The organism is Acidovorax sp. SUPP3334 (assembly GCF_030159055.1).
Taxonomy (GTDB): Bacteria; Pseudomonadota; Gammaproteobacteria; order Burkholderiales; family Burkholderiaceae_C; genus Paracidovorax.
This window is the reverse complement of record NZ_BQXQ01000033.1, coordinates 35,127-55,006: the sequence shown is the minus strand read 5'-3', so window position 1 is coordinate 55,006 and position 19,880 is coordinate 35,127. Positions and strand designations below refer to the sequence as shown.

Annotated in this window: 19 protein-coding genes; 5 read left to right on the top strand and 14 right to left on the bottom strand. The window is 64.6% G+C overall.

The annotated features are described in order from the left end of the window. Nucleotides 1-31: 31 nt before the first annotated feature. The 10 genes from AVHM3334_RS17800 to grpE all read right to left on the bottom strand — a co-directional run bounded on the left by AVHM3334_RS17800 (nucleotide 32) and on the right by grpE (nucleotide 13,081). Entirely contained in the window at nucleotides 32-2,752 is a 2,721-nt protein-coding gene (locus AVHM3334_RS17800; RefSeq protein ID WP_284414506.1) for a motility hub landmark protein FimV, read from the bottom strand. 262 nt (nucleotides 2,753-3,014) lie between these two features. Next, nucleotides 3,015-4,145 (bottom strand): aspartate-semialdehyde dehydrogenase, encoded by a 1,131-nt coding sequence (gene asd / locus AVHM3334_RS17795; protein ID WP_284414504.1) that lies wholly within the window; start codon nucleotides 4,143-4,145, stop codon nucleotides 3,015-3,017. 518 nt (nucleotides 4,146-4,663) lie between these two features. Next, nucleotides 4,664-5,734, bottom strand: a complete 1,071-nt coding sequence (gene leuB, locus AVHM3334_RS17790) for a 3-isopropylmalate dehydrogenase (protein ID WP_284414502.1) — start codon at nucleotides 5,732-5,734, stop codon at nucleotides 4,664-4,666. Between the two features lie 94 nt (nucleotides 5,735-5,828). Further along, a complete protein-coding gene (gene leuD, locus AVHM3334_RS17785) occupies nucleotides 5,829-6,494 on the bottom strand; it encodes a 3-isopropylmalate dehydratase small subunit (RefSeq protein ID WP_284414500.1) in 666 nt (221 codons plus the stop codon). A 16-nt stretch (nucleotides 6,495-6,510) separates the two neighbouring features. Then, nucleotides 6,511-6,636: an entericidin A/B family lipoprotein gene (locus AVHM3334_RS17780; protein WP_092744083.1), complete on the bottom strand. Its 126-nt coding sequence runs from the start codon at nucleotides 6,634-6,636 to the stop codon at nucleotides 6,511-6,513. A 43-nt stretch (nucleotides 6,637-6,679) separates the two neighbouring features. Next, on the bottom strand, nucleotides 6,680-8,101 hold the full coding sequence (gene leuC / locus AVHM3334_RS17775; RefSeq protein WP_284414497.1) for a 3-isopropylmalate dehydratase large subunit: 1,422 nt from the start codon (nucleotides 8,099-8,101) through the stop codon (nucleotides 6,680-6,682). A 40-nt stretch (nucleotides 8,102-8,141) separates the two neighbouring features. Beyond that, nucleotides 8,142-9,077, bottom strand: a complete 936-nt coding sequence (locus AVHM3334_RS17770; RefSeq protein ID WP_284414495.1) for a LysR family transcriptional regulator — start codon at nucleotides 9,075-9,077, stop codon at nucleotides 8,142-8,144. Nucleotides 9,078-9,226: 149 nt separating this feature from the next. Next, the gene (dnaJ, locus tag AVHM3334_RS17765; protein WP_284414493.1) at nucleotides 9,227-10,372 is read right to left on the bottom strand and encodes a molecular chaperone DnaJ; all 1,146 of its coding nucleotides are present in this window, start codon (nucleotides 10,370-10,372) and stop codon (nucleotides 9,227-9,229) included. Between the two features lie 88 nt (nucleotides 10,373-10,460). Continuing rightward, nucleotides 10,461-12,416 (bottom strand): molecular chaperone DnaK, encoded by a 1,956-nt coding sequence (dnaK, locus tag AVHM3334_RS17760; RefSeq protein ID WP_284414491.1) that lies wholly within the window; start codon nucleotides 12,414-12,416, stop codon nucleotides 10,461-10,463. Nucleotides 12,417-12,520: 104 nt separating this feature from the next. Further along, a complete protein-coding gene (gene grpE / locus AVHM3334_RS17755) occupies nucleotides 12,521-13,081 on the bottom strand; it encodes a nucleotide exchange factor GrpE (protein ID WP_284414489.1) in 561 nt (186 codons plus the stop codon). 217 nt (nucleotides 13,082-13,298) lie between these two features. Between grpE and rpsF the strand changes: the two genes are divergently transcribed. The 5 genes from rpsF to dnaB all read left to right on the top strand — a co-directional run bounded on the left by rpsF (nucleotide 13,299) and on the right by dnaB (nucleotide 16,358). Then, nucleotides 13,299-13,676: a 30S ribosomal protein S6 gene (gene rpsF / locus AVHM3334_RS17750; protein ID WP_272551597.1), complete on the top strand. Its 378-nt coding sequence runs from the start codon at nucleotides 13,299-13,301 to the stop codon at nucleotides 13,674-13,676. 16 nt (nucleotides 13,677-13,692) lie between these two features. Beyond that, the gene (gene priB / locus AVHM3334_RS17745; RefSeq protein ID WP_284414486.1) at nucleotides 13,693-13,983 is read left to right on the top strand and encodes a primosomal replication protein N; all 291 of its coding nucleotides are present in this window, start codon (nucleotides 13,693-13,695) and stop codon (nucleotides 13,981-13,983) included. A gap of 18 nt (nucleotides 13,984-14,001) precedes the next feature. After that, nucleotides 14,002-14,283 (top strand): 30S ribosomal protein S18, encoded by a 282-nt coding sequence (gene rpsR / locus AVHM3334_RS17740; RefSeq protein ID WP_011794373.1) that lies wholly within the window; start codon nucleotides 14,002-14,004, stop codon nucleotides 14,281-14,283. A 12-nt stretch (nucleotides 14,284-14,295) separates the two neighbouring features. Continuing rightward, nucleotides 14,296-14,748 carry a 50S ribosomal protein L9 gene (rplI, locus tag AVHM3334_RS17735; protein WP_284414484.1) on the top strand — a complete coding sequence of 151 codons (453 nt, stop codon included), beginning with the start codon at nucleotides 14,296-14,298 and terminating at the stop codon, nucleotides 14,746-14,748. 197 nt (nucleotides 14,749-14,945) lie between these two features. Further along, a complete protein-coding gene (gene dnaB / locus AVHM3334_RS17730; protein WP_284414483.1) occupies nucleotides 14,946-16,358 on the top strand; it encodes a replicative DNA helicase in 1,413 nt (470 codons plus the stop codon). A 95-nt stretch (nucleotides 16,359-16,453) separates the two neighbouring features. On the opposite strand, the gene AVHM3334_RS17725 is transcribed toward dnaB, so the two are convergent. The 4 genes from AVHM3334_RS17725 to AVHM3334_RS17710 all read right to left on the bottom strand — a co-directional run bounded on the left by AVHM3334_RS17725 (nucleotide 16,454) and on the right by AVHM3334_RS17710 (nucleotide 19,835). Beyond that, complete coding sequence (locus tag AVHM3334_RS17725; RefSeq protein WP_284414481.1) at nucleotides 16,454-16,822, bottom strand: hypothetical protein; 369 nt, start codon at nucleotides 16,820-16,822, stop codon at nucleotides 16,454-16,456. A 16-nt stretch (nucleotides 16,823-16,838) separates the two neighbouring features. Beyond that, complete coding sequence (locus tag AVHM3334_RS17720) at nucleotides 16,839-18,668, bottom strand: PhoH family protein (RefSeq protein WP_284414479.1); 1,830 nt, start codon at nucleotides 18,666-18,668, stop codon at nucleotides 16,839-16,841. 158 nt (nucleotides 18,669-18,826) lie between these two features. Next, nucleotides 18,827-19,312: a peroxiredoxin gene (locus AVHM3334_RS17715; RefSeq protein ID WP_284414477.1), complete on the bottom strand. Its 486-nt coding sequence runs from the start codon at nucleotides 19,310-19,312 to the stop codon at nucleotides 18,827-18,829. A 145-nt stretch (nucleotides 19,313-19,457) separates the two neighbouring features. Further along, nucleotides 19,458-19,835, bottom strand: a complete 378-nt coding sequence (locus AVHM3334_RS17710; RefSeq protein WP_284414475.1) for an Mth938-like domain-containing protein — start codon at nucleotides 19,833-19,835, stop codon at nucleotides 19,458-19,460. Nucleotides 19,836-19,880: the final 45 nt, after the last annotated feature.

Sequence of the window (19,880 nt, the reverse complement as noted above, 5' to 3'; positions counted from 1 at the left end):
GCAAGGAGCTTGGCGGCGCTGGTGCCGTGCATCAGCCCAGTTCGGACAGCAGGCGTTGCGCCCGTGTCTTGAGCGCGCCGGACGATTCTGCAATCACTTCTTCGATCAGCGTGCGGGCGCCTTCGCTGTCACCGATGGCGTTGAATTCTTCCGCCAGCGCCAGCTTGGTGGCCAGAGGATCGTCGGGCAGTGCCGGTGTGGCCTGCGGCAGTTCTTGCGCAGAAGGGTTGGCGGTCTGGCCGGATGCGCCAGGGCTGTCCAGGTCCAGCGACAGCGCACCCAGGTCGAATTCGAGAGGCGCGGGGCCCGAAGGGGCTGCGTCAGTAGATGGCGAAAGCGGGCTAGGCGCCGAATCCATCAGGCGCAGATCGTCAGGAAACTCCAGATCGGCGCTGGCCGGCGTGGGCGACAGGGGCGCTGCCGCGGTCGTCACCGGCTTGTCCCATGAGGGATCGGGCAAATCCAGTGCGCCCATGTCCAGTGCCGGAGGTTCCGAAACCGCAGGAGCCGGCGCCGGTTCGCGCGCCATGGCGGGTGCCGCTGCCATGACCCCGGCGGCGGCTGCCGCTGCGGCGAAGGCGCCTGGAGCAGCTGGCGGTGCGGGGGGAGCTTCGGTCAGCGCATCGCCGGGCAGGTCGAGATCCAGGTCCAGGTCCATGTCGGGCGGCAGCGCAGCGCTGGTTGCGCTGGCAGTCTGAGGGCGGCCGCCCGTGAAGGTGCTGGCGAAGTCGTTGCCGGCGTTGGGGCCGTCGTCGTCCAGGCCTGCAAGGCCTGGGCGGCCACCGGGCTGGTACAGGGGGTTTTCCGGATCGAGTTCACGGCCCAGTTCCGAAACGCGTGCCCAGTCGGGGCCTTGGCCGTCGGTCAGCTTGAAAACATCTTGCGCCACGGCTTCCAGGGCCTTGCGGTCCTGGCGTTTGGCATAGATTTCACCGAGTTTGACGTGCACCGAGGTGCGGTCAGGGTTATGGCGCACCGCTTCCTTGAGGATTTCCTCGGCCTGCAGGTCGCGGCCATAGGCCAGGTATACGTCGGCTTCCGCCACGGGATCGACATCGCCGCCCGCGTCGAGCTGGCTGGGCGAATAGGCCATCGAGGAGCCCGTGCTCAACTGGCTGCTGGCAGTGTCCACGCGCTGGCCGCCGCTGGCGCCGAAGAAAGAGTCCGGCTGCAGCTTGCTTTCCATGAAAGAGCTGTCCACGCCCTGGTGGTTGCGACGGTTCTGTACCGTGCGGTACACGCCATAGCCCAGCAGCAGGGCCAGCAAGGCCCCGCCTGCCAGCGGCAGGAGCGGGTCGTCGAACAGGCCGGAGATAAAGCTCGGCTCTTCCGCCGCAGGTGCCGGTGCCGGAACTGCGGCCGGCGCAGGCTGGGGTGCAGAGGCAACGACGGAGGCCGATGCAGCCGCCGCCGATGCGGAAGCTGCGCTACTCGCGCCGCTCGCTGGAGTTACTGCCACAGGCGTCACGGGGGCTGCGGGCGCGCTCGCTGGGCTTGCAACGCTGGCAGCTGCTTGCGGAGCAGGGGGGGCGGCGGTTGGCACGACAGCGCCTGTGGCAACAGCTGCACCGGTAGCGGTGCTCGCCGTGGCGGCTGGTGCGCCCGTGCCTGCGGCGACCGGTGCGGATGCGGTGCCGAGCTTGTTGAGGTCGGAAATGTTCTTCGACAGTTCAGCCATGCGGGCCGAGGCGGCGCTGGCTTGCTTGTCCTTGGCGACCTGGTCTTCGGCGGCCTTCTGTCCTTGCATCGCACCCTTGGACAGGGTGAGCTTGTCCGGAGCCGCGGTGGCTGGCTTCTTGTCCTCGACCTGGGCCTGGACCTTGCCGCTGGCGGAGCGTTCTGCCGCGGCCACTTCGGCCGTGGGAGCAGCACCTGCAAGGCGGCGGCGGAAGTCGTTGAAGTCTCGGCTTTGCGCGGCAATGATCTGGCGCGCCTCGCCCGGCGGGGTCGCGCGTGCCTGGGTTTCATCGGGCAACTGCAGCACGGCGCCTGATTTCAGCCGGTTCACGTTGCCGCGAATGAAGGCATCGGGGTTGGAGCGCATCATGGCCACCAGCATCTGGTCTAGCGAAACGCCTGCGGGGCGGTTGGCGGCAGCCAGGCGGCCTGCCGTGTCGCCAGCCTGCACGGTGACCGTGCCGCCACTGGCCGCAGGGGCGGCCGGCGCAGCAGCGGGCGCCGGAGCCGGGCGAGGCGCTGCGGCCGGGCGCGGTGAAGTGGCCGGCGCTGCAGCTTGTGGCGCTGCGGAGTCGGTGTTTCGTGGCGTGCGGGCGGATGGGGCAGCAGCGGTGGGCGCAGGCGCCGTCACCTGGGGTGATGCGGTCACCGTGGCAGGGGTGCGGCGCAGCGCTGGCGGATCGAACAGCATGGTGTAGCTGCGAACGATCTGGCCGGAACTCCACGTGGCATCCAGCACCAGATCGACGAACGGGTCATTCACCGGGCGGTCGCTGGTGAGCTGCAGCACCATCGAACCATCGCTGCGGCGCTGAAGCTGCACGCGCAGGGTGTTGAGCGCTGGAGATATCTCCATCCCTTGCGCACGGAACACCTGGGGCGATGCGGGCGCGGCCCGCAGCGAATCCGCTTCGGCAGCCGTGATCTGGGGCAGCTCGATCTCGGCGCGCAGCGGCTCGCCGAGGGCGGACTGCACAGTGAGGCGGCCCAGGGCGAGAGCATTCGCATCGGTGGCATACAGGCCGGCCGACATGACGGCCGCGGCGGCCAGGATTGAGAGTTTCCAACGATGCATGTGTGCCATCAACAAAAGAGGATTGTGCGGTCCGTCAGGGCGCCAGATTTAGGGGCGTTTGGTTCCGCACCTAAGCGTGAAAATATGTAAAAAGCACAATAGCATCAATGTTTTGCACTGACAAGCTGAGCCACAGCGCAACCTTTGGACGCCTTCCAGAAGGGCAATGTGCGCTGCAGCAATGTTGTCAAAGGACAACGAGCAGTAACAAAATGTTTTTCATAAGGGCGCTGACGCCGGATTGGTGTCAGCGCCCGCCGCGTCATGCGGCCAGAAGGATGCGCAACATGCGGCGCAGCGGCTCGGCAGCGCCCCACAGCAATTGATCGCCGATAGTAAACGCGCCGATGTATTCCGGTCCCATCGCCATCTGGCGGATGCGGCCCACGGGAATCGTCATGGTGCCGGTGACGGCCACGGGGGTCAGATCCTTCAAGGTGGCTTCGCGCGTGTTGGGCACGACCTTCACCCACTCGTTGTCGGCAGCGATCATGGCCTCGATGTCGGCCACGGGGACATGCTTCTTCAGCTTGAAGGTCAATGCCTGGCTGTGGCAGCGCATGGCGCCGACCCGCACGCAAAAGCCATCCACCGGGACTGCTGGCGTTCCGAAACCTTCGCCCTGGCCCATGATCTTGTTCGTTTCGGCCATGCCCTTCCACTCTTCCTTGGACACGCCGTTGCCCAGGTCCTTGTCGATCCAGGGAATCAGGCTGCCACCCAGCGGTACGCCGAAGTTGGCGGTCTCCGCGTCCGACAGGCTGCGCTGCTTGGCGATGACCTTGCGGTCGATTTCCAAAATGGCGCTCTTGGGGTCGTCCAGCAGGGAGCGAACTTCCGCGTTCAGCGTGCCGTACTGCGTGAGCAATTCGCGCATGTGCTGGGCGCCGCCGCCGCTGGCCGCCTGGTAGGTCTGCGTGCTCATCCACTCGACCAGGCCGGCCTTGTACAGCGCGCCCACGCCCATCAGCATGCAGCTCACGGTGCAGTTGCCACCGATCCAGTTCTTGCCGCCATTGGCCAGCGCATCCTGGATGACGGGCAGGTTGACCGGGTCCAGCACGATGACCGCGTCTTCCTTCATGCGCAGCGTGGAAGCGGCGTCGATCCAGTGGCCGTTCCAGCCCGCGTCACGCAGTTTCGGGAACACTTCGGTGGTGTAGTCGCCGCCCTGGGCGGTCAGGATGATGTCGCAGCGCTTGAGGGCGTTGATGTCGAAGGCATCCTGGAGCGTGGTCTCGTTCTTCGCCTGCGCGGGGGCCTTGCCGCCGGCGTTCGACGTGGAGAAGAACACGGGCTCGATGAGACCGAAATCGCCTTCGGCCTGCATGCGGTCCATCAATACGGAGCCGACCATGCCGCGCCAGCCGACCAAACCTACCAACTTGCTCATTTCAACGCCCCTATTCAGTTTAAGAAACAGTACCCAACCGGGACTTTTCGCCTGGCTCGTCTGGCCAGGAAGGGCGCACGACGAACCAGGCTGGGTCAGCCCTTAATGGTCGTGGTTTTGGTGGTGGTTGCGCGCTCGGCCCCACCGGCCAGGGCGGCGGGTGCGGTGTTCAGCAGGGTGAACGGGCGGGCGGCAAACATAGGCGGCGATTGTAGCGGATGGCCTTTTGCCGGCGGCGGTGTTTTTCGACAGGCGGTAGGACGGTGTTGTTTAACATCCGTCCTTTTTTTCCCACGCCGAAGATCCCTGACCGCATGCGCATCATCGCCACTGCCCTCCTTGCACTGGCCGTCCTGTTGAGCGGCTGCAACGTTCGCAAGACAGTCCGGCATCGATCGCATCGCAGGAGACGTTGACGCGGGCGCAGTTGCCACCCATGGACCCATAAACAAGGGTGGCCTGCGAGCCACCCTTTTTCGCCGAAACGGCGCCATTCAGCGCGAGCCGGCGTGCAGCGATCAGCCCAGGGCCTTCACCACGGCGTCGCCCATCTGCGCCGTGCCCACCTTCGTGGTGCCTTCGCTGTAGATGTCTGGCGTGCGCAGCCCTTGCGCCAACACCTTCTGCACGGCCGCTTCGATGCGCTGGGCTGCCGCCTCTTGGTTCAGGCTGAAGCGCAGCATCATCGCGGCGCTGAGGATCGTGGCCAGCGGATTGGCAACGCCCTTGCCCGCGATGTCGGGCGCGCTGCCGTGGCTGGGCTCGTACAGGCCCTGGTTCTTGCTGTTGAGGCTGGCCGAGGGCAGCATGCCGATGGAGCCGGTGAGCATGGATGCTTCGTCCGACAGGATGTCGCCGAACATGTTGCCGGTGACCACCACGTCGAACGCCTTGGGCGCCTTCACCAGCTGCATGGCCGCGTTGTCCACGTACATGTGCTGCAACTCCACGTCGGGGTATTGCTGGCCCACTTCGGTCACCACGTCTTTCCAGAACTGGAAGGTTTCCAGCACGTTGGCCTTGTCCACGCTGGTGACCTTCTTGCTGCGCTTGCGCGCGGCCTGGAACGCCACGTGGGCGATGCGCTCTATCTCCGGCTTGGAATAGCGCATCGTGTCGAAGGCCTCTTCGGCACCGGGGAAATGCCCGTCGGTGGCGACGCGCCGGCCGCGCGGCTGGCCGAAATAGATGTCGCCCGTCAGCTCGCGGATGATGAGGATGTCGAGGCCCGAAATCAGCTCGGGCTTGAGGCTCGATGCGCCCACCAGTTGCTCGTAGCAGATGGCGGGCCGGAAGTTGGCGAACAGGCCCATGTTCTTGCGCAGGCCCAGGATGGCCTGCTCGGGGCGCAGAGGCCGGTCGAGCTTGTCGTATTTCCAGTCGCCCACGGCGCCGAAGAGCACCGCGTCGGCGTCTTGTGCCAGCTTCAGCGTGGCCTGCGGCAGCGGATGGCCGTGGGCTTCGTAGGCAGCGCCACCGACCAGGGCGGATTCCATCTCGAAGGGAAGGTCCAGGGCGTCCAGCACCTTGACGGCCTCCGCGACGATTTCCGTGCCGATGCCATCGCCCGGCAGAACTGCGATTTTCATTATTTGCTTCTCTTTCTATAGCAATGTGCCCTAGTGCTTATTGCGCTAGAGGCCAATTGAACACTGGATGAATGGGTGTCCGTGGGCCGCTGGATCAGCTGGCCATCGTGTGGGCCAGCCACGGCTTGGTGGCCAGGCGCTGGGCCTCGAACGCCTTGATCTTGTCGGACTGGCGCAGGGTCAGGCCGATGTCGTCGAAACCGTTGAGCAGGCAGTACTTGCGGAAGGCGTTCACCTCGAACGGAATCTCTTCGCCCACGACCTCGTCGTGGTTCTTGCGCACGATCACCTGGCGGTCCAGGTCGATGGTGAGCTGGTAGCCCGGGAAGGCATGCACCTCATCGAACAGCTTGGCCACCGTGGCTTCGGGCAGCACGATCGGCAGCAGGCCGTTCTTGAAGCAGTTGTTGAAGAAGATGTCTGCGAAGCTGGGCGCGATCACGGCGCGAAAGCCGTACTGGTCCAGCGCCCAGGGGGCGTGCTCGCGGCTCGATCCGCAGCCGAAGTTCTTGCGTGCCAGCAGGATGGACGCACCGGCGTAGCGCGGCTGGTTCAGCACGAAGTCCGGATTGGGCTTGCGGCTCGCTGGGTCCTGGCCCGGCTCGCCGTGGTCCAGATAGCGCCATTCGTCGAACAGGTTCACGCCGAAGCCCGTCTTCTTGATCGACTTCAGGAACTGCTTCGGGATGATGGCGTCGGTATCGACGTTCTCGCGGTCCATGGGGGCCACGAGACCTTGGTGGAGGGTGAATTTCTGCATGGTGTGTTTCGGGTATTTACTTGGCGGCGCGCTCGATGGCGCCGCCGGCGCGCTGCACGTCCTGGCCCATGCCTTTGACGGTGTTGCAGCCGGCCAGCAGACAAGCCAGGGCCAGGGTCAAAAGGGTGGCGATCTTGTTCATGGCGAATGTCCTGGAATGGAAGGGAAGAAGCGCTGCAGGGCGCTTACGCGAACTGGCGCACGTCCACGAAATGCCCGTGCACGGCTGCGGCCGCGGCCATTGCCGGCGACACCAGGTGCGTGCGCCCGCCCGCGCCCTGGCGGCCTTCGAAGTTGCGGTTGCTGGTGGAGGCGCAGCGCTCGCCCGGCTCCAGCCGATCGGCGTTCATCGCCAGGCACATCGAGCAACCCGGCTCGCGCCATTCGAAGCCGGCTGCCTTGAAGATCTCGTGCAGGCCCTCGCGCTCGGCCTGTTCCTTGACCAGGCCCGAGCCCGGCACCACCATCGCCACCTTGATGTTCTTGGCCACTTTCTGGCCCAGCTTCTTGACCAGAGCGGCGGCTTCGCGCATGTCTTCGATGCGGCTGTTGGTGCAGCTGCCGATGAACACCTTGTCCACGAAGATGTCGTTCAGTGCCTTGCCGGGCTCCAGGTTCATGTAGGTCAACGCGCGCTCCATCGCGCCGCGCTTGTTGGCGTCCTTTTCCTTGTCCGGGTCGGGCACGCGGGCGTCCACGCCCAGCACCATCTCGGGCGACGTGCCCCAGGTGATCTGCGGCACGATGTCGGCGGCGTTGAGCGTGACCACGGTGTCGAACTGCGCGTCGGCGTCGGAATGCAGCGTTTTCCAGTACGCCACGGCCTGGTCCCATTCGACGCCGGTGGGCGACAGCGGCCTGCCCTTGACGTAGTCGATGGTCTTGTCGTCCACCGCCACCAGGCCCGCGCGCGCGCCGCCCTCGATGGCCATGTTGCAGACCGTCATGCGGCCTTCCATGCTCAGCGCGCGGATGGCGGCACCGCCGAATTCGATGGTGTAGCCCGTGCCGCCGGCCGTGCCGATCTTGCCGATGATGGCCAGCACGATGTCCTTGGCGGTCACGCCGGGCGCCACCTGGCCGTCCACGCGCACCAGCATGTTCTTGGCCTTCTTGGCCAGCAGGGTCTGCGTGGCCATCACGTGCTCGACTTCGCTGGTGCCGATGCCGTGCGCCAGCGCGCCGAACGCGCCGTGCGTGCTGGTGTGGCTGTCGCCGCACACCACGGTCATGCCGGGCAGGGTGGCGCCGTTTTCGGGGCCGATCACGTGCACGATGCCCTGGCGCTTGTGCATGAACGGGAAGAACGCGGCGGGCGTGATCTGCGCCATGTTGGCGTTCAGCGTGGTGATCTGCTCCTTGCTGATCGGGTCGGTGATGCCGTCATAGCCGTTTTCCCAGCCGGTGGTGGGCGTGTTGTGGTCGGCCGTGCCCACGATGGAGCTCATTCGCCAGACCTTGCGGCCGGCCTCGCGCAGGCCTTCGAAAGCCTGCGGGCTGGTCACTTCGTGCACCAGGTGGCGGTCGATGTAGAGGATGGACGTGCCGTCCTCTTCGGTGTGGACGACGTGCTCGTCCCAGATCTTGTCGTACAGGGTGCGTCCCATGGCGGTCTCTTTTGGTGGGTTTCAGGTGGGGTGGGTGATTTTAGGAAGGCTCTGGCGACAAGGGTGCCACCAAGTGTTCGACCAGCAGCCGGGCCGTGACGGGAAGGGTATCGAAGTCGCGTGCCACCAGGCGCAGCTCGCGCTGCCCCCAGGGCTCGTCCAGCGCGACGGACTGCAACTGCCCCACGCCGTGCATCAGTGCGAAGGCCCGGTCCGGCAGCAGGCCGATGCCCAGGCCGTTGTCGATCATGCGGCACATGGCATCGAGCCCGGTGACCTGGATGCGCTGGCGCAGCGGCCGCCCCGCCCGAGCGGCGGCTTGCTGCATGGCCAGGCTGATGCTGCTGTTGGCTTGCAGCCCGACGATGTCCCAGTCGAGAAGTGCTTCGAATTTGATAGCAGACTCCCGGGACAATGCATGCCCTCGGGGCACAACGAGCACCAATTGGTCGCGGCGGTAGGGCCGGCCTTGCAGTCCCTCCGGATCGGCCGCGGTGCCGGTGTGGCACAGCCCCAGGTCGGCCGCGCCCTCGCGCACGGCCTGCAGCACGTCTGGGCTCAGGTGCTCTTGCAGGTCGATCTTGACCTGGCTGTGCGCGCGGGCGAAGGCGCCCAGGTCTTCCGGCAGAAACTGCACGATGGCCGAGATGTTGGCGTGCATGCGCACATGGCCGCGCACCCCGTCGGCGTACTCGCTCAGCTCACCCTGCATGCGCTCCAGGCCGAACAGCACGGTGCGGGCATGGTGCAGCAGGCTTTCCCCGGCGGGGGTGAGGGTGACGCCGCGGCTGTGCCGGTAGAGCAGGGCCGTGTCCACGGCGGTTTCCAGATCAGAAAGGCGCTTGCTGACGGCGGAGGCGGCGATGAACTCCCGCTCTGCCGCGCGGCCGATGCTTCCCAGCTCGCAGACGGCCACGAAGAGCTGCAGCGAGGTCAGGTCGATTCGGCGCGCAAAACTGCGCTCGGAGCTTTTCATCGGGGTTGGAGAATTCTCTGTTGAAGAGAGTGTTTGCATTTTCCCCCAGGAATGCCACCTTGGCCATCGCGGAACACGATGGCTTTGCTGCCCATCCGCGCAAAAAAAAGGCGCCCGAGGGCGCCATTGGCAGGCAGAAACTGCCGCGATCAGCTGAACAGGTTCTTCAGCCGGTCGGTCCAGCTTTCGCCGCTGGGGGAATGCTTGGCGCCGCCCTTCTTGAGCGACTCCTCCAGTTCTCGCAGCAGCTTGCGCTGGTGCTCGGTCAGCTTGACCGGCGTTTCCACCGCGATGTGGCAGTACAGATCGCCCGGATAGCTGGCCCGCACGCCCTTGATGCCCTTGCCTCGCAGTCGGAACTGCTTGCCGGCCTGGGTGCCTTCGGGAATGTCGATGGCCGCCTTGCCTTGCAGCGTGGGCACCTCGATCTCGCCGCCCAGCGCGGCCGTGATGAAGCTCACGGGCACCTGGCAATGCAGGTCGTCGCCGTCGCGCTCGAAGATGTCGTGCTTCTTGAGCCGGATCTCTATGTACAGGTCCCCGGGCGGGCCGCCATTGGTGCCAGGCTCGCCGTTGCCGGTGCTGCGGATGCGCATGCCGTCGTCGATGCCGGCGGGAATCTTCACTTCCAGCGTCTTTTGCCTCTTGACCTTGCCCTGGCCGTGGCAGGTGATGCAGGGCTCGGGAATGATCTTGCCCGTGCCGCGGCAGTGCGGGCAGGTCTGCTGCACGCTGAAGAAGCCCTGGCGCATCTGCACCGTGCCGGCGCCGGCACAGGTGGTGCAGGTCTTGGCGCTGGTGCCCGGCTTGGCGCCGCTGCCGTGACAGGTCTCGCACGACTCCCAGGAGGGAATGCGGATCTGCGCGTCCTTGCCCTTGGCCGCCTCTTCCAGGGTGACCTCCATCGCATAGCTCAGATCGCTGCCGCGATAGACCTGGCGCCCGCCCTGGCCGCGCCCGCGCGCGCCGCCCTGGCCGAACATGTCGCCGAAGATGTCGCCGAAGGCCTCGGCAAACCCACCGAAGCCTTCCGCACCCGCGCCACCGGGGCCGCGCATGTTCGGGTCCACGCCAGCGTGGCCGTACTGGTCGTAGGCCGACCGCTTCTGCGGATCGGAGAGCATTTCGTAAGCCTCTTTGGCTTCCTTGAACCGCTCTTCGGCAGGCTTGGCCGCTTCACCCTGATTGCGGTCAGGGTGGTGCTTCATCGCCAGCTTGCGATAGGCCTTCTTGATCTCTTCGTCCGAAGCGTTCTTTGGAACGCCCAGAACTTCGTAAAAGTCTCTCTTGGACATGGTCTTTCCGAGCTCGGTTGGAACAGGAACGCCGCGCTGACCCCTGTGCAGGGCCCGGCGCGGCGGCTAGTCGGGCACGCGAGCGCGCTCAGCCTTTCTTCACTTCCTTCACTTCAGCGTCCACCACGTTGTCGTCGTGCGGCGCTGCGCCGGCGGACGACGAGGTGCCGCCCTGGGGTGCGGCACCTTCCGCACCACCCTGGGCTGCCGCCTGTGCGGCCTGCGCATCGGCGTACATCTTCTCGCCCAGCTTCTGGCTGGCGGCCATCAGCGCGGTCGTCTTCTCGTCGATGGCAGCCTTGTCCTCGCCCTTGAGCACTTCTTCCAGGGCCTTCACGGCGGACTCGATCTGTTCCTTTTCGGAGGCATCGAGCTTGTCGCCGTGCTCGGCCAGGCTCTTGGTCACGCTGTGCACGGCGGCTTCGCCCTGGTTGCGCGCCTGGACCAGTTCCAGCTTCTTCTTGTCGTCGGCCGCGTTCAGTTCGGCGTCCTTGACCATCTTCTGGATCTCTTCTTCCGACAGGCCCGAGTTGGCCTTGATGGTGATCTTGTTTTCCTTGCCCGTGCCCTTGTCCTTGGCGCCCACGTGCAGGATACCGTTCGCGTCGATGTCGAAGCTCACTTCGATCTGCGGCACGCCGCGGCCGGCCGGTGGAATGCCTTCCAGGTTGAACTCGCCCAGCAGCTTGTTGGCGCTGGCCAGCTCGCGCTCGCCCTGGAACACCTTGATCGTCACGGCCGGCTGGTTGTCGTCGGCGGTCGAGAAGGTCTGCGCGAACTTCGTCGGGATCGTGGTGTTCTTGCTGATCATCTTGGTCATCACGCCACCCAGCGTCTCGATGCCCAGCGACAGCGGCGTCACGTCCAGCAGCAGCACGTCCTTGCGGTCGCCCGACAGCACCTGGCCCTGGATGGCAGCGCCCACGGCCACGGCTTCATCGGGGTTCACGTCCTTGCGGGGGTCCTTGCCGAAGAATTCCTTGACCTTGTCCTGCACCTTGGGCATGCGGGTCATGCCGCCGACCAGGATCACGTCATGGATGTCCGACACGCTGATGCCGGCGTCCTTGATGGCCGTGCGGCAAGGCGCGATCGTGCGTTCGATCAGTTCTTCCACCAGGGCTTCGAGCTTGGCGCGCGTGAGCTTGATGTTCAGGTGCTTCGGACCCGACGCATCGGCCGTGATGTAGGGCAGGTTGATGTCGGTCTGCGCGCTGTTGGACAGCTCGATCTTGGCCTTCTCGGCGGCTTCCTTCAGGCGCTGCAGGGCCAGCACGTCGCGGGACAGGTCAACGCCCTGGTCCTTCTTGAACTCGGAAATGATGTAGTCGATGATGCGCTGGTCGAAGTCTTCGCCGCCCAGGAACGTGTCACCGTTGGTGGACAGCACTTCGAACTGCTTTTCGCCATCGACGTCGGCGATTTCGATGATCGACACGTCGAACGTGCCGCCGCCCAGGTCATAAACGGCGATCTTGCGGTCGCCCTTTTCCTGCTTGTCCAGGCCGAAGGCCAGCGCCGCAGCGGTGGGCTCGTTGATGATGCGCTTGACATCCAGGCCCGCGATGCGGCCTGCGTCCTTGGTGGCCTGGCGCTGGGCGTCATTGAAGTACGCAGGCACCGTGATGACGGCTTCCGTCACCGGCTCGCCGAGGTAATCCTCGGCCGTCTTCTTCATCTTGCGCAGGATGTCGGCGCTGACTTGTTGGGCCGAGATCTTGTTGCCGCGCACTTCGACCCAGGCATCGCCGTTGTCGGCGGCCGTGATCTTGTAGGGCATCAGGTCGATGTCCTTTTGCACTTCCTTTTCGGTGAACTTGCGGCCGATCAGGCGCTTGATGGCGTACAGCGTGTTCTGCGGGTTGGTCACCGCCTGGCGCTTGGCCGAGGCGCCCACCAGCACTTCGCCGTCTTCCTGGTAAGCCACGATGGAGGGCGTGGTGCGCGCGCCTTCCGAGTTCTCAATCACCCGAGTGGTGTTGCCTTCCATGATCGACACGCAGCTATTGGTCGTGCCCAGATCGATGCCAATGATTTTTCCCATGTTGTTCTCCGAGATTTTGAAAAAGATTTGGATGCCGATAACTTGTGGATAACTTCGCAGGCTTCAAGCCGTCGCCCGGAGTTTTTCTTCAAGTTGGCGGTCGCTTACTTAGGTGCGGACACTGTCACCAGGGCCGGGCGCAGCACGCGCTCTGCGATCACGTAGCCCTTTTGCAGCACGGAAACGACCGTGTTGGGCTCCTGCTCGGCCGGCACCATGCTGATGGCCTGGTGCTGGTGGGGATCGAACTTGTCGCCAGCGTTGGGATTGATGGCCAGTACCTTGTTGCGCTCCAGGGCCGAGGTCAGCTGGCGCAGCGTGGCGTCCGAGCCTTCGCGCAATTGATCGATCGTCGCGTCCTTGATGGCGAGTGCGGCAGCCAGGCTGTCGGCCACGGGCAGCATGCTTTCCGCGAAGCTCTCGATGCCGAACTTGCGGGCCTTGGAGATTTCTTCCTCGGCGCGGCGGCGGGCGTTTTCGGCCTCGGCCTTGGCGCGCAGGAATTGGTCGGCCAGGTCGGCGCTCTTGGCCTTGAGCTCGGCCAGTTCGCCCTGCAGGCGGCTCAGTTCATCGGAGGCATGCGCCGCCATCGCGGCTTCGACTTCTTCAGGAGCAGGGGCTGCATCCCCATGAGAGGCGGTGGCTGGATTGTGTTGATCGGACATGTCGATTTCTTCTGAAAGTGAACGGTACGCGCGGCACATGGGTGCCGCCCGGCGGATTTCAAGCGAAAAGGCGCCGTTTGCACGCAGATGCGTCGGGCTGGCGTCAGTCAGGCCGGCGTGAGTGTACAAGCCAGCGGCCCTGAGGCTATAATCGCCGGCTTTGCCTTGCCATACCGCTTCTAGACGCAGCGGGTGGCTTCATCCACAAGGAGATTGCATGCGTCACTACGAAATCATTTTGTTGATCCACCCGGATCAAAGCGAACAAGTTCCAGCCATGCTGGAGCGCTACAAGGGCATGATCGTCGCCGGCGGCGGCAAGGTGCATCGCGTGGAAGACTGGGGCCGCCGTCAACTGGCGTACCTGATCAACAAGCTGGCCAAGGCGCACTACCTGTGCGTGAACATCGAAGCCGACCAGGCCGTGATGGCTGAACTGGAGCACGCTTTCAAGTTCAACGACGCCGTTCTGCGCCACCTGACGGTTCAAAAGAAGAAGGCCGATACGGGTCCTTCCTCGATGATGAAGACCGTCGAGCGCGAAGAAGCCCGCAAGGCCAGCCAGGCCGAGTTCGCCGCTTCGGGCGAGCGCTGATCCATCGACTGGAGGAGTGGAAAACCGCGTTGTCCTCACCGCCTGTATCGCCGAGGCCGATGCCCTGCGCTACACGCCCGCTGGTCTCCCGGCGCTGGATCTGAAACTCGAACATGGGTCTCAGCAGCAAGAAGCCGGTGTACAGCGCGAGGTCAAGGCCGTTGTGAAGGCCATCGTTTTCGGCGCGCTCGCCGAGCGGTTGGCAAGACAGGCGCTCGGCAGCCTCTGGGTATTCCAGGGGTTTCTGGCGACGTCACGCAACGGCAAAGGTCTGGTGTTCCACATCCAGGATATTCAACAAGATTAATTTTCAAGAGGTCCGCCAATGGCCACGTTCAAGAAATTCAACAAAGACAAGCGCCCGAAGCGCAACACCCAGTCGCTGCTGTTCAAGCGCAAGCGCTTTTGCCGCTTCACCGTCGCCGGTGTGGAAGAGATCGACTACAAGGATGTCGACACCCTGCGCGATTTCATCGCTGAAAACGGCAAGATCATCCCCGCACGCCTGACCGGCACGCGCGCCATCTACCAGCGTCAGCTCAACACCGCCATCAAGCGCGCGCGCTTCCTGGCCCTGGTGCCTTACAGCGACCAGCACAAGATCTAAGGAGCACCAGTCATGCAAATCATTCTGCTCGACAAGGTTGTGAACCTCGGCAACCTCGGCGAAATCGTCAAGGTCAAAGACGGCTACGCCCGCAACTTCCTGATTCCTTCGGGCCGCGCCCGCCGCGCTACCGAATCGGCCAAGGCCGAGTTCGAAGCCAAGCGCGCTGAACTCGAAAAGGCGGCTGCCGCCAAGTTGGCAGAGTCCCAGGCCCAAGGCGAAAAGCTCAGCGGCTCTACCGTCAAGCTGACGCAAAAGGCTGGTGTGGACGGCCGCCTGTTCGGTTCCGTGACGAACCACGACATCGCCGAAGAGCTGAACAAGCAAGGCTACAAGGTCGTGAAGTCGCAGATCCGCCTGCCCAACGGCCCGATCAAGGTCGTCGGCGACAACACGGTGAGCGTGGCTCTGCACACCGATGTGGTGGTGGACGTGACCGTTTCGGTCTACGGCGAAACCGCATAAAGAAAAGCGCTGCCTCTGGCATCGATCGCGAAGCCGCCCTCGGGCGGCTTTCGCGTTTCTGGTGCGTTGTTTCATGCACCGGTCACCCACCGGCTGTGAACAGCTTTTCCACAGACTTGTCATCTGCAGCCTGCCGCTTTTCAGTCTTTGCTGCCTGACGTGAATCCACCGCGCATGCCGCGAGAGGACCTTTTGCCATGACCCTCGAGTCCCTTTCCATCGACGAGGATTTCGCTCCGGCGCCGGACCGCGAAGTCGCCCAGTTGCGCGTGCCGCCGCATTCGCTGGAGGCCGAGTCCAGTGTGCTGGGTGGCCTGCTGCTGGACAACATGGCCTGGGACCGGGTGGGCGATCTGCTCGTGGACAGCGATTTCTACCGGCATGAGCATCAGCTCATCTATTCGGCCATCGGCACGATGGTGAACGCCAGCAAGCCCGCCGATGTGATCACGGTGTACGAGCGGCTGCAGAGTCTGGGGAAGGCCGAAGAGATCGGCGGCCTCGCTTACCTCAACAGCCTGGCGCAGTACGTGCCGAGCGCCAGCAACATCCGGCGCTACGCCGAAATCGTGCGGGAGCGTTCGATCCTGCGCAAGCTGGTCACGGCCAGCGACGAGATCGCCACCAACGCTTTCAACCCCAAGGGCAAGCCGGTCGAGCGCATTCTGGATGAGGCCGAGCAGAAGATCTTCGCCATCGGCGAAGAGGGCTCGCGCATGAAGCAGGGCTTTCAGTCGCTCGACACGCTGGTGGTGGACCTGCTCGATCGCGTCCAGGAAATGGCCGACAACCCGGTGGACGTGACAGGCGTGCCGACCGGCTTCGCCGACCTGGACCGCATGACGTCGGGCCTGCAGGCAGGCGACATGGTGGTGCTGGCGGCGCGTCCGTCCATGGGTAAGACCTCGTTCGCGGTGAACATCGCCGAGCACGTGGCGCTCAACGAGGGCCTCCCCGTCGCCATCTTCTCGATGGAAATGGGCGCCGCCCAACTGGCGGTGCGGATCGTGGGTTCGATTGGCCGGGTGAACCAGGGCAACCTGCGCACCGGAAAGCTCACCGACGAAGAATGGCCGCGTCTGACCGAAGCCATCGAGCGCCTGCGCACGGTGTCGCTGCACATCGACGAGACGCCCGGCCTGACCCCGAGCGAACTGCGGGCCAATGCCCGCCGGCTGGCGCGCCAGTGCGGCAAGCTGGGGCTGATCGTGGTCGACTACCTGCAACTCATGAGCGGCTCGGGTTCGTCCAGTTCGGACAACCGGGCCACCGAGCTGGGTGAAATCTCACGGGGCCTCAAGATGCTGGCCAAGGAGCTTCAGTGCCCGGTGATCGCGCTGTCGCAGCTCAACCGTTCGGTGGAGCAGCGCACCGACAAGCGGCCCATGATGTCCGACCTGCGCGAATCGGGTGCCATCGAGCAGGATGCCGACATCATCATGTTCATCTACCGCGACGACTACTACAACAAGGACAGCAAGGAGCCGAACGTGGCCGAGGTCATCATCGGCAAGCAACGGAACGGCCCCACCGGCACGGTGAAGCTGTTCTTTCAAAAGAACCAGACGCGCTTCGAAAACCTCGCCATGGGTTCTGGCGACGATTTCTAAGCGGTTTGAATCAAAAAGCCCTCCAGCGCATATTCCTCTAGGGGATGTTGCTATTAATTAAATAGCAACCGTCTGGAATGCGATGCAAGGCCCGGTCAGCTTCCGCCCAGCGCCCAGGCCAGCAGGCCCACGGTGGCGACGCCGGTCAGCGCCATGGCGATGGTCAGCCGCTGGCTGCGCATCCGCAAGGCATCTATTGCACGCACGAGTTGGGCGTTCTGCTCGGCGAGCGAGCCGATCAGCACGGCCGACGCCTGCTGCTCGGCCTCCAGCGTCTGCACCCGCTGGCGCAGCGCGGCCAGGCCATCCTCCGTGCCGTTGGGCAGGGGCGCGGCGGTGGTGGCCGCCGGCCCTTTCTGGGTCTGGCCCAGCAGCCGCCGGGCGGCCTGCAGGATCTGGGGTGTCGCTTCGATCACGTCGCCCCAGGGCACCAGCTTCAGCGCAGTCATCCATCCCACGGCCATTACCGCGTGCCCCCGCTCACAGCACTTCGCTGGCGAAGTCCGCCAGCCGTGAGCGCTCGCCGCGCGCCAGGGTGATGTGGCCGCTGTGCGGCCAGCCCTTGAAGCGGTCCACCGCATAGGTCAGCCCCGAGGAGCCTTCGGTCAGGTAGGGCGTGTCGATCTGCGCCAGGTTGCCCATGCAGATGATCTTGGTGCCCGGGCCGGCGCGCGTGATGAGCGTCTTCATCTGCTTGGGCGTGAGGTTCTGCGCCTCGTCGATGATCACGTACTTGTTCAGGAACGTGCGCCCGCGCATGAAGTTCATGCTCTTGATCTTGATGCGGCTGCGGATCAGCTCGTTCGTCGCCGCGCGGCCCCATTCGCCGGCGTTGCCGCCGTCGCCCTTGGCCAGGAATTCCAGGTTGTCGTCCAGCGCGCCCATCCACGGGCCCATCTTTTCCTCTTCGGTGCCGGGCAGGAAACCGATGTCCTCGCCCACGCTCACCGTGGCGCGGGTCATGATGATCTCGGTGTAGCGGCGTTCGTCCAGCACTTGCGTGAGGCCGGCGGCGAGTGCCATCAGCGTCTTGCCGGTGCCGGCCGTGCCGGTGAGGGTGACGAAATCGACCTCGGGGTCCATGAGCAGGTTCATGGCGAAGTTCTGCTCGCGGTTGCGCGTATTCACGCCCCACACGGCGTTCTTGGCCGAGCCGTAGTCCTTGAGCGTCTGCAGCACCGCCGTGCGATCGCGGATTTCGGTCACGCGGGCGAACAGGCTGGGCTCGCCGGGTGCTTCGAAGTAGACGAACTGGTTGATCATCAACTGCGGCACGACCGGCCCGCCGACGCGGTAATAGGTGTGCACGCCGCTCTGCCAGCTTTCCACGTTCTTGCCGGTCTTGACCCAGAAGTCTGCCGGCAGCGCGAGCAGGCCGGAATAGAGCAGGTCGCCGTCTTCCAGCGTCTTGTCGTTCTGGTAATCCTCTGCGTTCAGGCCGAGCGCGCGCGCCTTGACGCGCATGTTGATGTCCTTGGACACCAGCACCACCTCGCGCGGGGCATGCAGCTTGCGCAGGGCCTCGACGACGCCCAGGATCTGGTTGTCGGCCTTGCCCTGGGGCAGGCTGGTGGGCAGGCTGTAGTCGAGCGGAGCCGTCTGGAAATACAGGCAGCCGCCAGCCGCGCGCTGGCCGGTGGAGTCGAGCTTGAGCCCGCGAGCGATGTCGGCGCCTTGCGCGGCCGCCAGCGCATCGAGCGTGCGGCTGGCCTGGCGTCCGTTGCGGGCGACCTCGGTCATTCCCTTCTTGTGACCATCGAGCTCTTCGAGCACGATCATCGGCAGGAAGATGTCGTGTTCCTCGAAGCGAAAGAGACTCGTCGGGTCGTGCAGCAGCACGTTGGTGTCGAGCACGAACATCTTCTTGGGTCCGTTGCCGCGCGCTTTGCGGGCACGTGCGCCGGGCGATGTGGTGGGCGCAGCTGCTGGCTCCGCAGCGGCCGCGACCGGTGCGCGCGATTGCAGGGGTTCGGCCCTGGCGGGCTCGCGCGCCTGCAGTGGTGCGGCGGCAGGTGCCGGGGCATTGCGGCGGCGGGTCGAAGGACTGCGTTCTTGCGGCGCGGCGGCATCGTCTGCCATCGGTGCCGGGGTGCGGACTGCGGGGCTCTCTTGGCGCGGGGCTTCAGCGCGCGCGGCTGGGGCCGTGCGGGCCGGCGATTTGCGGGAAGTGCGAGGTGCGGGTGCTTCAGGGGCTTCGAGGATTTCAGCCGGTTCGTCGGCGGCGGTCAGCTCCGCGCGGGCCGCGGTCTGGTGGTAGGCATCCGGGGAAAGCAGCGCGGCGCGCCGGGTGGGGGCGGGGGGCAGGGGCATGGTGCAATGGCCTCAAGGAGATGATGGGGTCAGAAAGCAAAAAGCCGCCTGGAGGCCAAGGCGGCTTTTTGGTGAGGGGAGGGCGTTGCGTTTCTCAGCAGCATCGACCCATTATGCATGCTCCTCATGACGGGCCACGGCGCAATGCCGCAGCACGCTCAGGCGGCTTTCTTGAGGGCCTTGATGGACTTCACGGCCTTGAGGACTTCGTCCACATGGCCCGGCACCTTGAGGCCGCGCCATTCCTGGGCGAGGATGCCGTCGGGGCCGACGAGGAACGTGCTGCGTTCGATGCCCTTGACCTTCTTGCCGTACATGATCTTGTTCTTGACGACACCGAACATGTGGCACATTTTTTCTTCGGTGTCGGCGATCAGTTCGAACGGGAGTTCGAGCTTTTCCTTGAAGTCGTCGTGCGACTTCATGTTGTCGCGCGACACGCCGAAGACGGCGGCGCCGGCCTTGACGAAGTCTTTGTACTTGTCGCGGAACTGCATGGCTTCGGTCGTGCAGCCAGGGGTATTGTCCTTGGGATAGAAGTACAGGATCAGAATCTGGCCAAGGTGCGAGGTGTTGGAGACCTTGATCCCTCCGGTCGCGTTGGCTTCAAATTCAGGCAGGGGTTTGTTGACAACGATCGCCATGGCACTTCAATCTCTCTGGATGTAGTCGTTGAATAGCCGGGGGAGCGGTGTGTTATTGCTCTTGGATGGCCCCCGACCGCAACCCGAGATTTTACCTTGAAACGGACTCTTTCGCGAATCGCAGTCTGTAACCAAGATACACAACTCAAGCAGAAGGTTCGAGCAACAGGGCTGCGACGACGTTTCGGCCCTCTCCCGCAAGAATGTTGTAGGTGCGGCAGGCGGCCTGCGTATCCATGGTTTCCAGCCCCATCCGCTTGGCCATCAGAGGCTGCAGCCACGCTGGCGGAGGGAAGCGATTGCGCGAGCCGCTGCCGAAGATGATGAGTTCCGCATCGAGTTCGGCCAATTGCGCGAAATGTTCGGGCGTGAGGTCCTCGAAATGCGCACAAGCCCATTCCCGGCGCAGTCCGCGCGAGCCGAGGATCAGGCTCGTCGTGAGCTTCTCGCCATCCACGCCGATCCAGCCGGGGCCGTAGGCGCTGATGTTCTGCGTGTCGGTGCGGTCGGGCTGGAATTTCATGCGTCGGGGGCGGGGTGCGCCCGTTCGGGGGAAAAGGGTGCGCTG

What these genes read in the sequence shown, in the direction of transcription:
- AVHM3334_RS17800 (WP_284414506.1), bottom strand. Translation starts at nt 2,752, where the DNA reads ATGCATCGTTGGAAACTCTCAATCCTGGCCGCCGCGGCCGTCATGTCG.
- asd (WP_284414504.1), bottom strand. Translation starts at nt 4,145, where the DNA reads ATGAGCAAGTTGGTAGGTTTGGTCGGCTGGCGCGGCATGGTCGGCTCC.
- leuB (WP_284414502.1), bottom strand. Translation starts at nt 5,734, where the DNA reads ATGAAAATCGCAGTTCTGCCGGGCGATGGCATCGGCACGGAAATCGTC.
- leuD (WP_284414500.1), bottom strand. Translation starts at nt 6,494, where the DNA reads ATGCAGAAATTCACCCTCCACCAAGGTCTCGTGGCCCCCATGGACCGC.
- AVHM3334_RS17780 (WP_092744083.1), bottom strand. Translation starts at nt 6,636, where the DNA reads ATGAACAAGATCGCCACCCTTTTGACCCTGGCCCTGGCTTGTCTGCTG.
- leuC (WP_284414497.1), bottom strand. Translation starts at nt 8,101, where the DNA reads ATGGGACGCACCCTGTACGACAAGATCTGGGACGAGCACGTCGTCCAC.
- AVHM3334_RS17770 (WP_284414495.1), bottom strand. Translation starts at nt 9,077, where the DNA reads ATGAAAAGCTCCGAGCGCAGTTTTGCGCGCCGAATCGACCTGACCTCG.
- dnaJ (WP_284414493.1), bottom strand. Translation starts at nt 10,372, where the DNA reads ATGTCCAAGAGAGACTTTTACGAAGTTCTGGGCGTTCCAAAGAACGCT.
- dnaK (WP_284414491.1), bottom strand. Translation starts at nt 12,416, where the DNA reads ATGGGAAAAATCATTGGCATCGATCTGGGCACGACCAATAGCTGCGTG.
- grpE (WP_284414489.1), bottom strand. Translation starts at nt 13,081, where the DNA reads ATGTCCGATCAACACAATCCAGCCACCGCCTCTCATGGGGATGCAGCC.
- rpsF (WP_272551597.1), top strand. Translation starts at nt 13,299, where the DNA reads ATGCGTCACTACGAAATCATTTTGTTGATCCACCCGGATCAAAGCGAA.
- rpsR (WP_011794373.1), top strand. Translation starts at nt 14,002, where the DNA reads ATGGCCACGTTCAAGAAATTCAACAAAGACAAGCGCCCGAAGCGCAAC.
- rplI (WP_284414484.1), top strand. Translation starts at nt 14,296, where the DNA reads ATGCAAATCATTCTGCTCGACAAGGTTGTGAACCTCGGCAACCTCGGC.
- dnaB (WP_284414483.1), top strand. Translation starts at nt 14,946, where the DNA reads ATGACCCTCGAGTCCCTTTCCATCGACGAGGATTTCGCTCCGGCGCCG.
- AVHM3334_RS17725 (WP_284414481.1), bottom strand. Translation starts at nt 16,822, where the DNA reads ATGGCCGTGGGATGGATGACTGCGCTGAAGCTGGTGCCCTGGGGCGAC.
- AVHM3334_RS17720 (WP_284414479.1), bottom strand. Translation starts at nt 18,668, where the DNA reads ATGCCCCTGCCCCCCGCCCCCACCCGGCGCGCCGCGCTGCTTTCCCCG.
- AVHM3334_RS17715 (WP_284414477.1), bottom strand. Translation starts at nt 19,312, where the DNA reads ATGGCGATCGTTGTCAACAAACCCCTGCCTGAATTTGAAGCCAACGCG.
- AVHM3334_RS17710 (WP_284414475.1), bottom strand. Translation starts at nt 19,835, where the DNA reads ATGAAATTCCAGCCCGACCGCACCGACACGCAGAACATCAGCGCCTAC.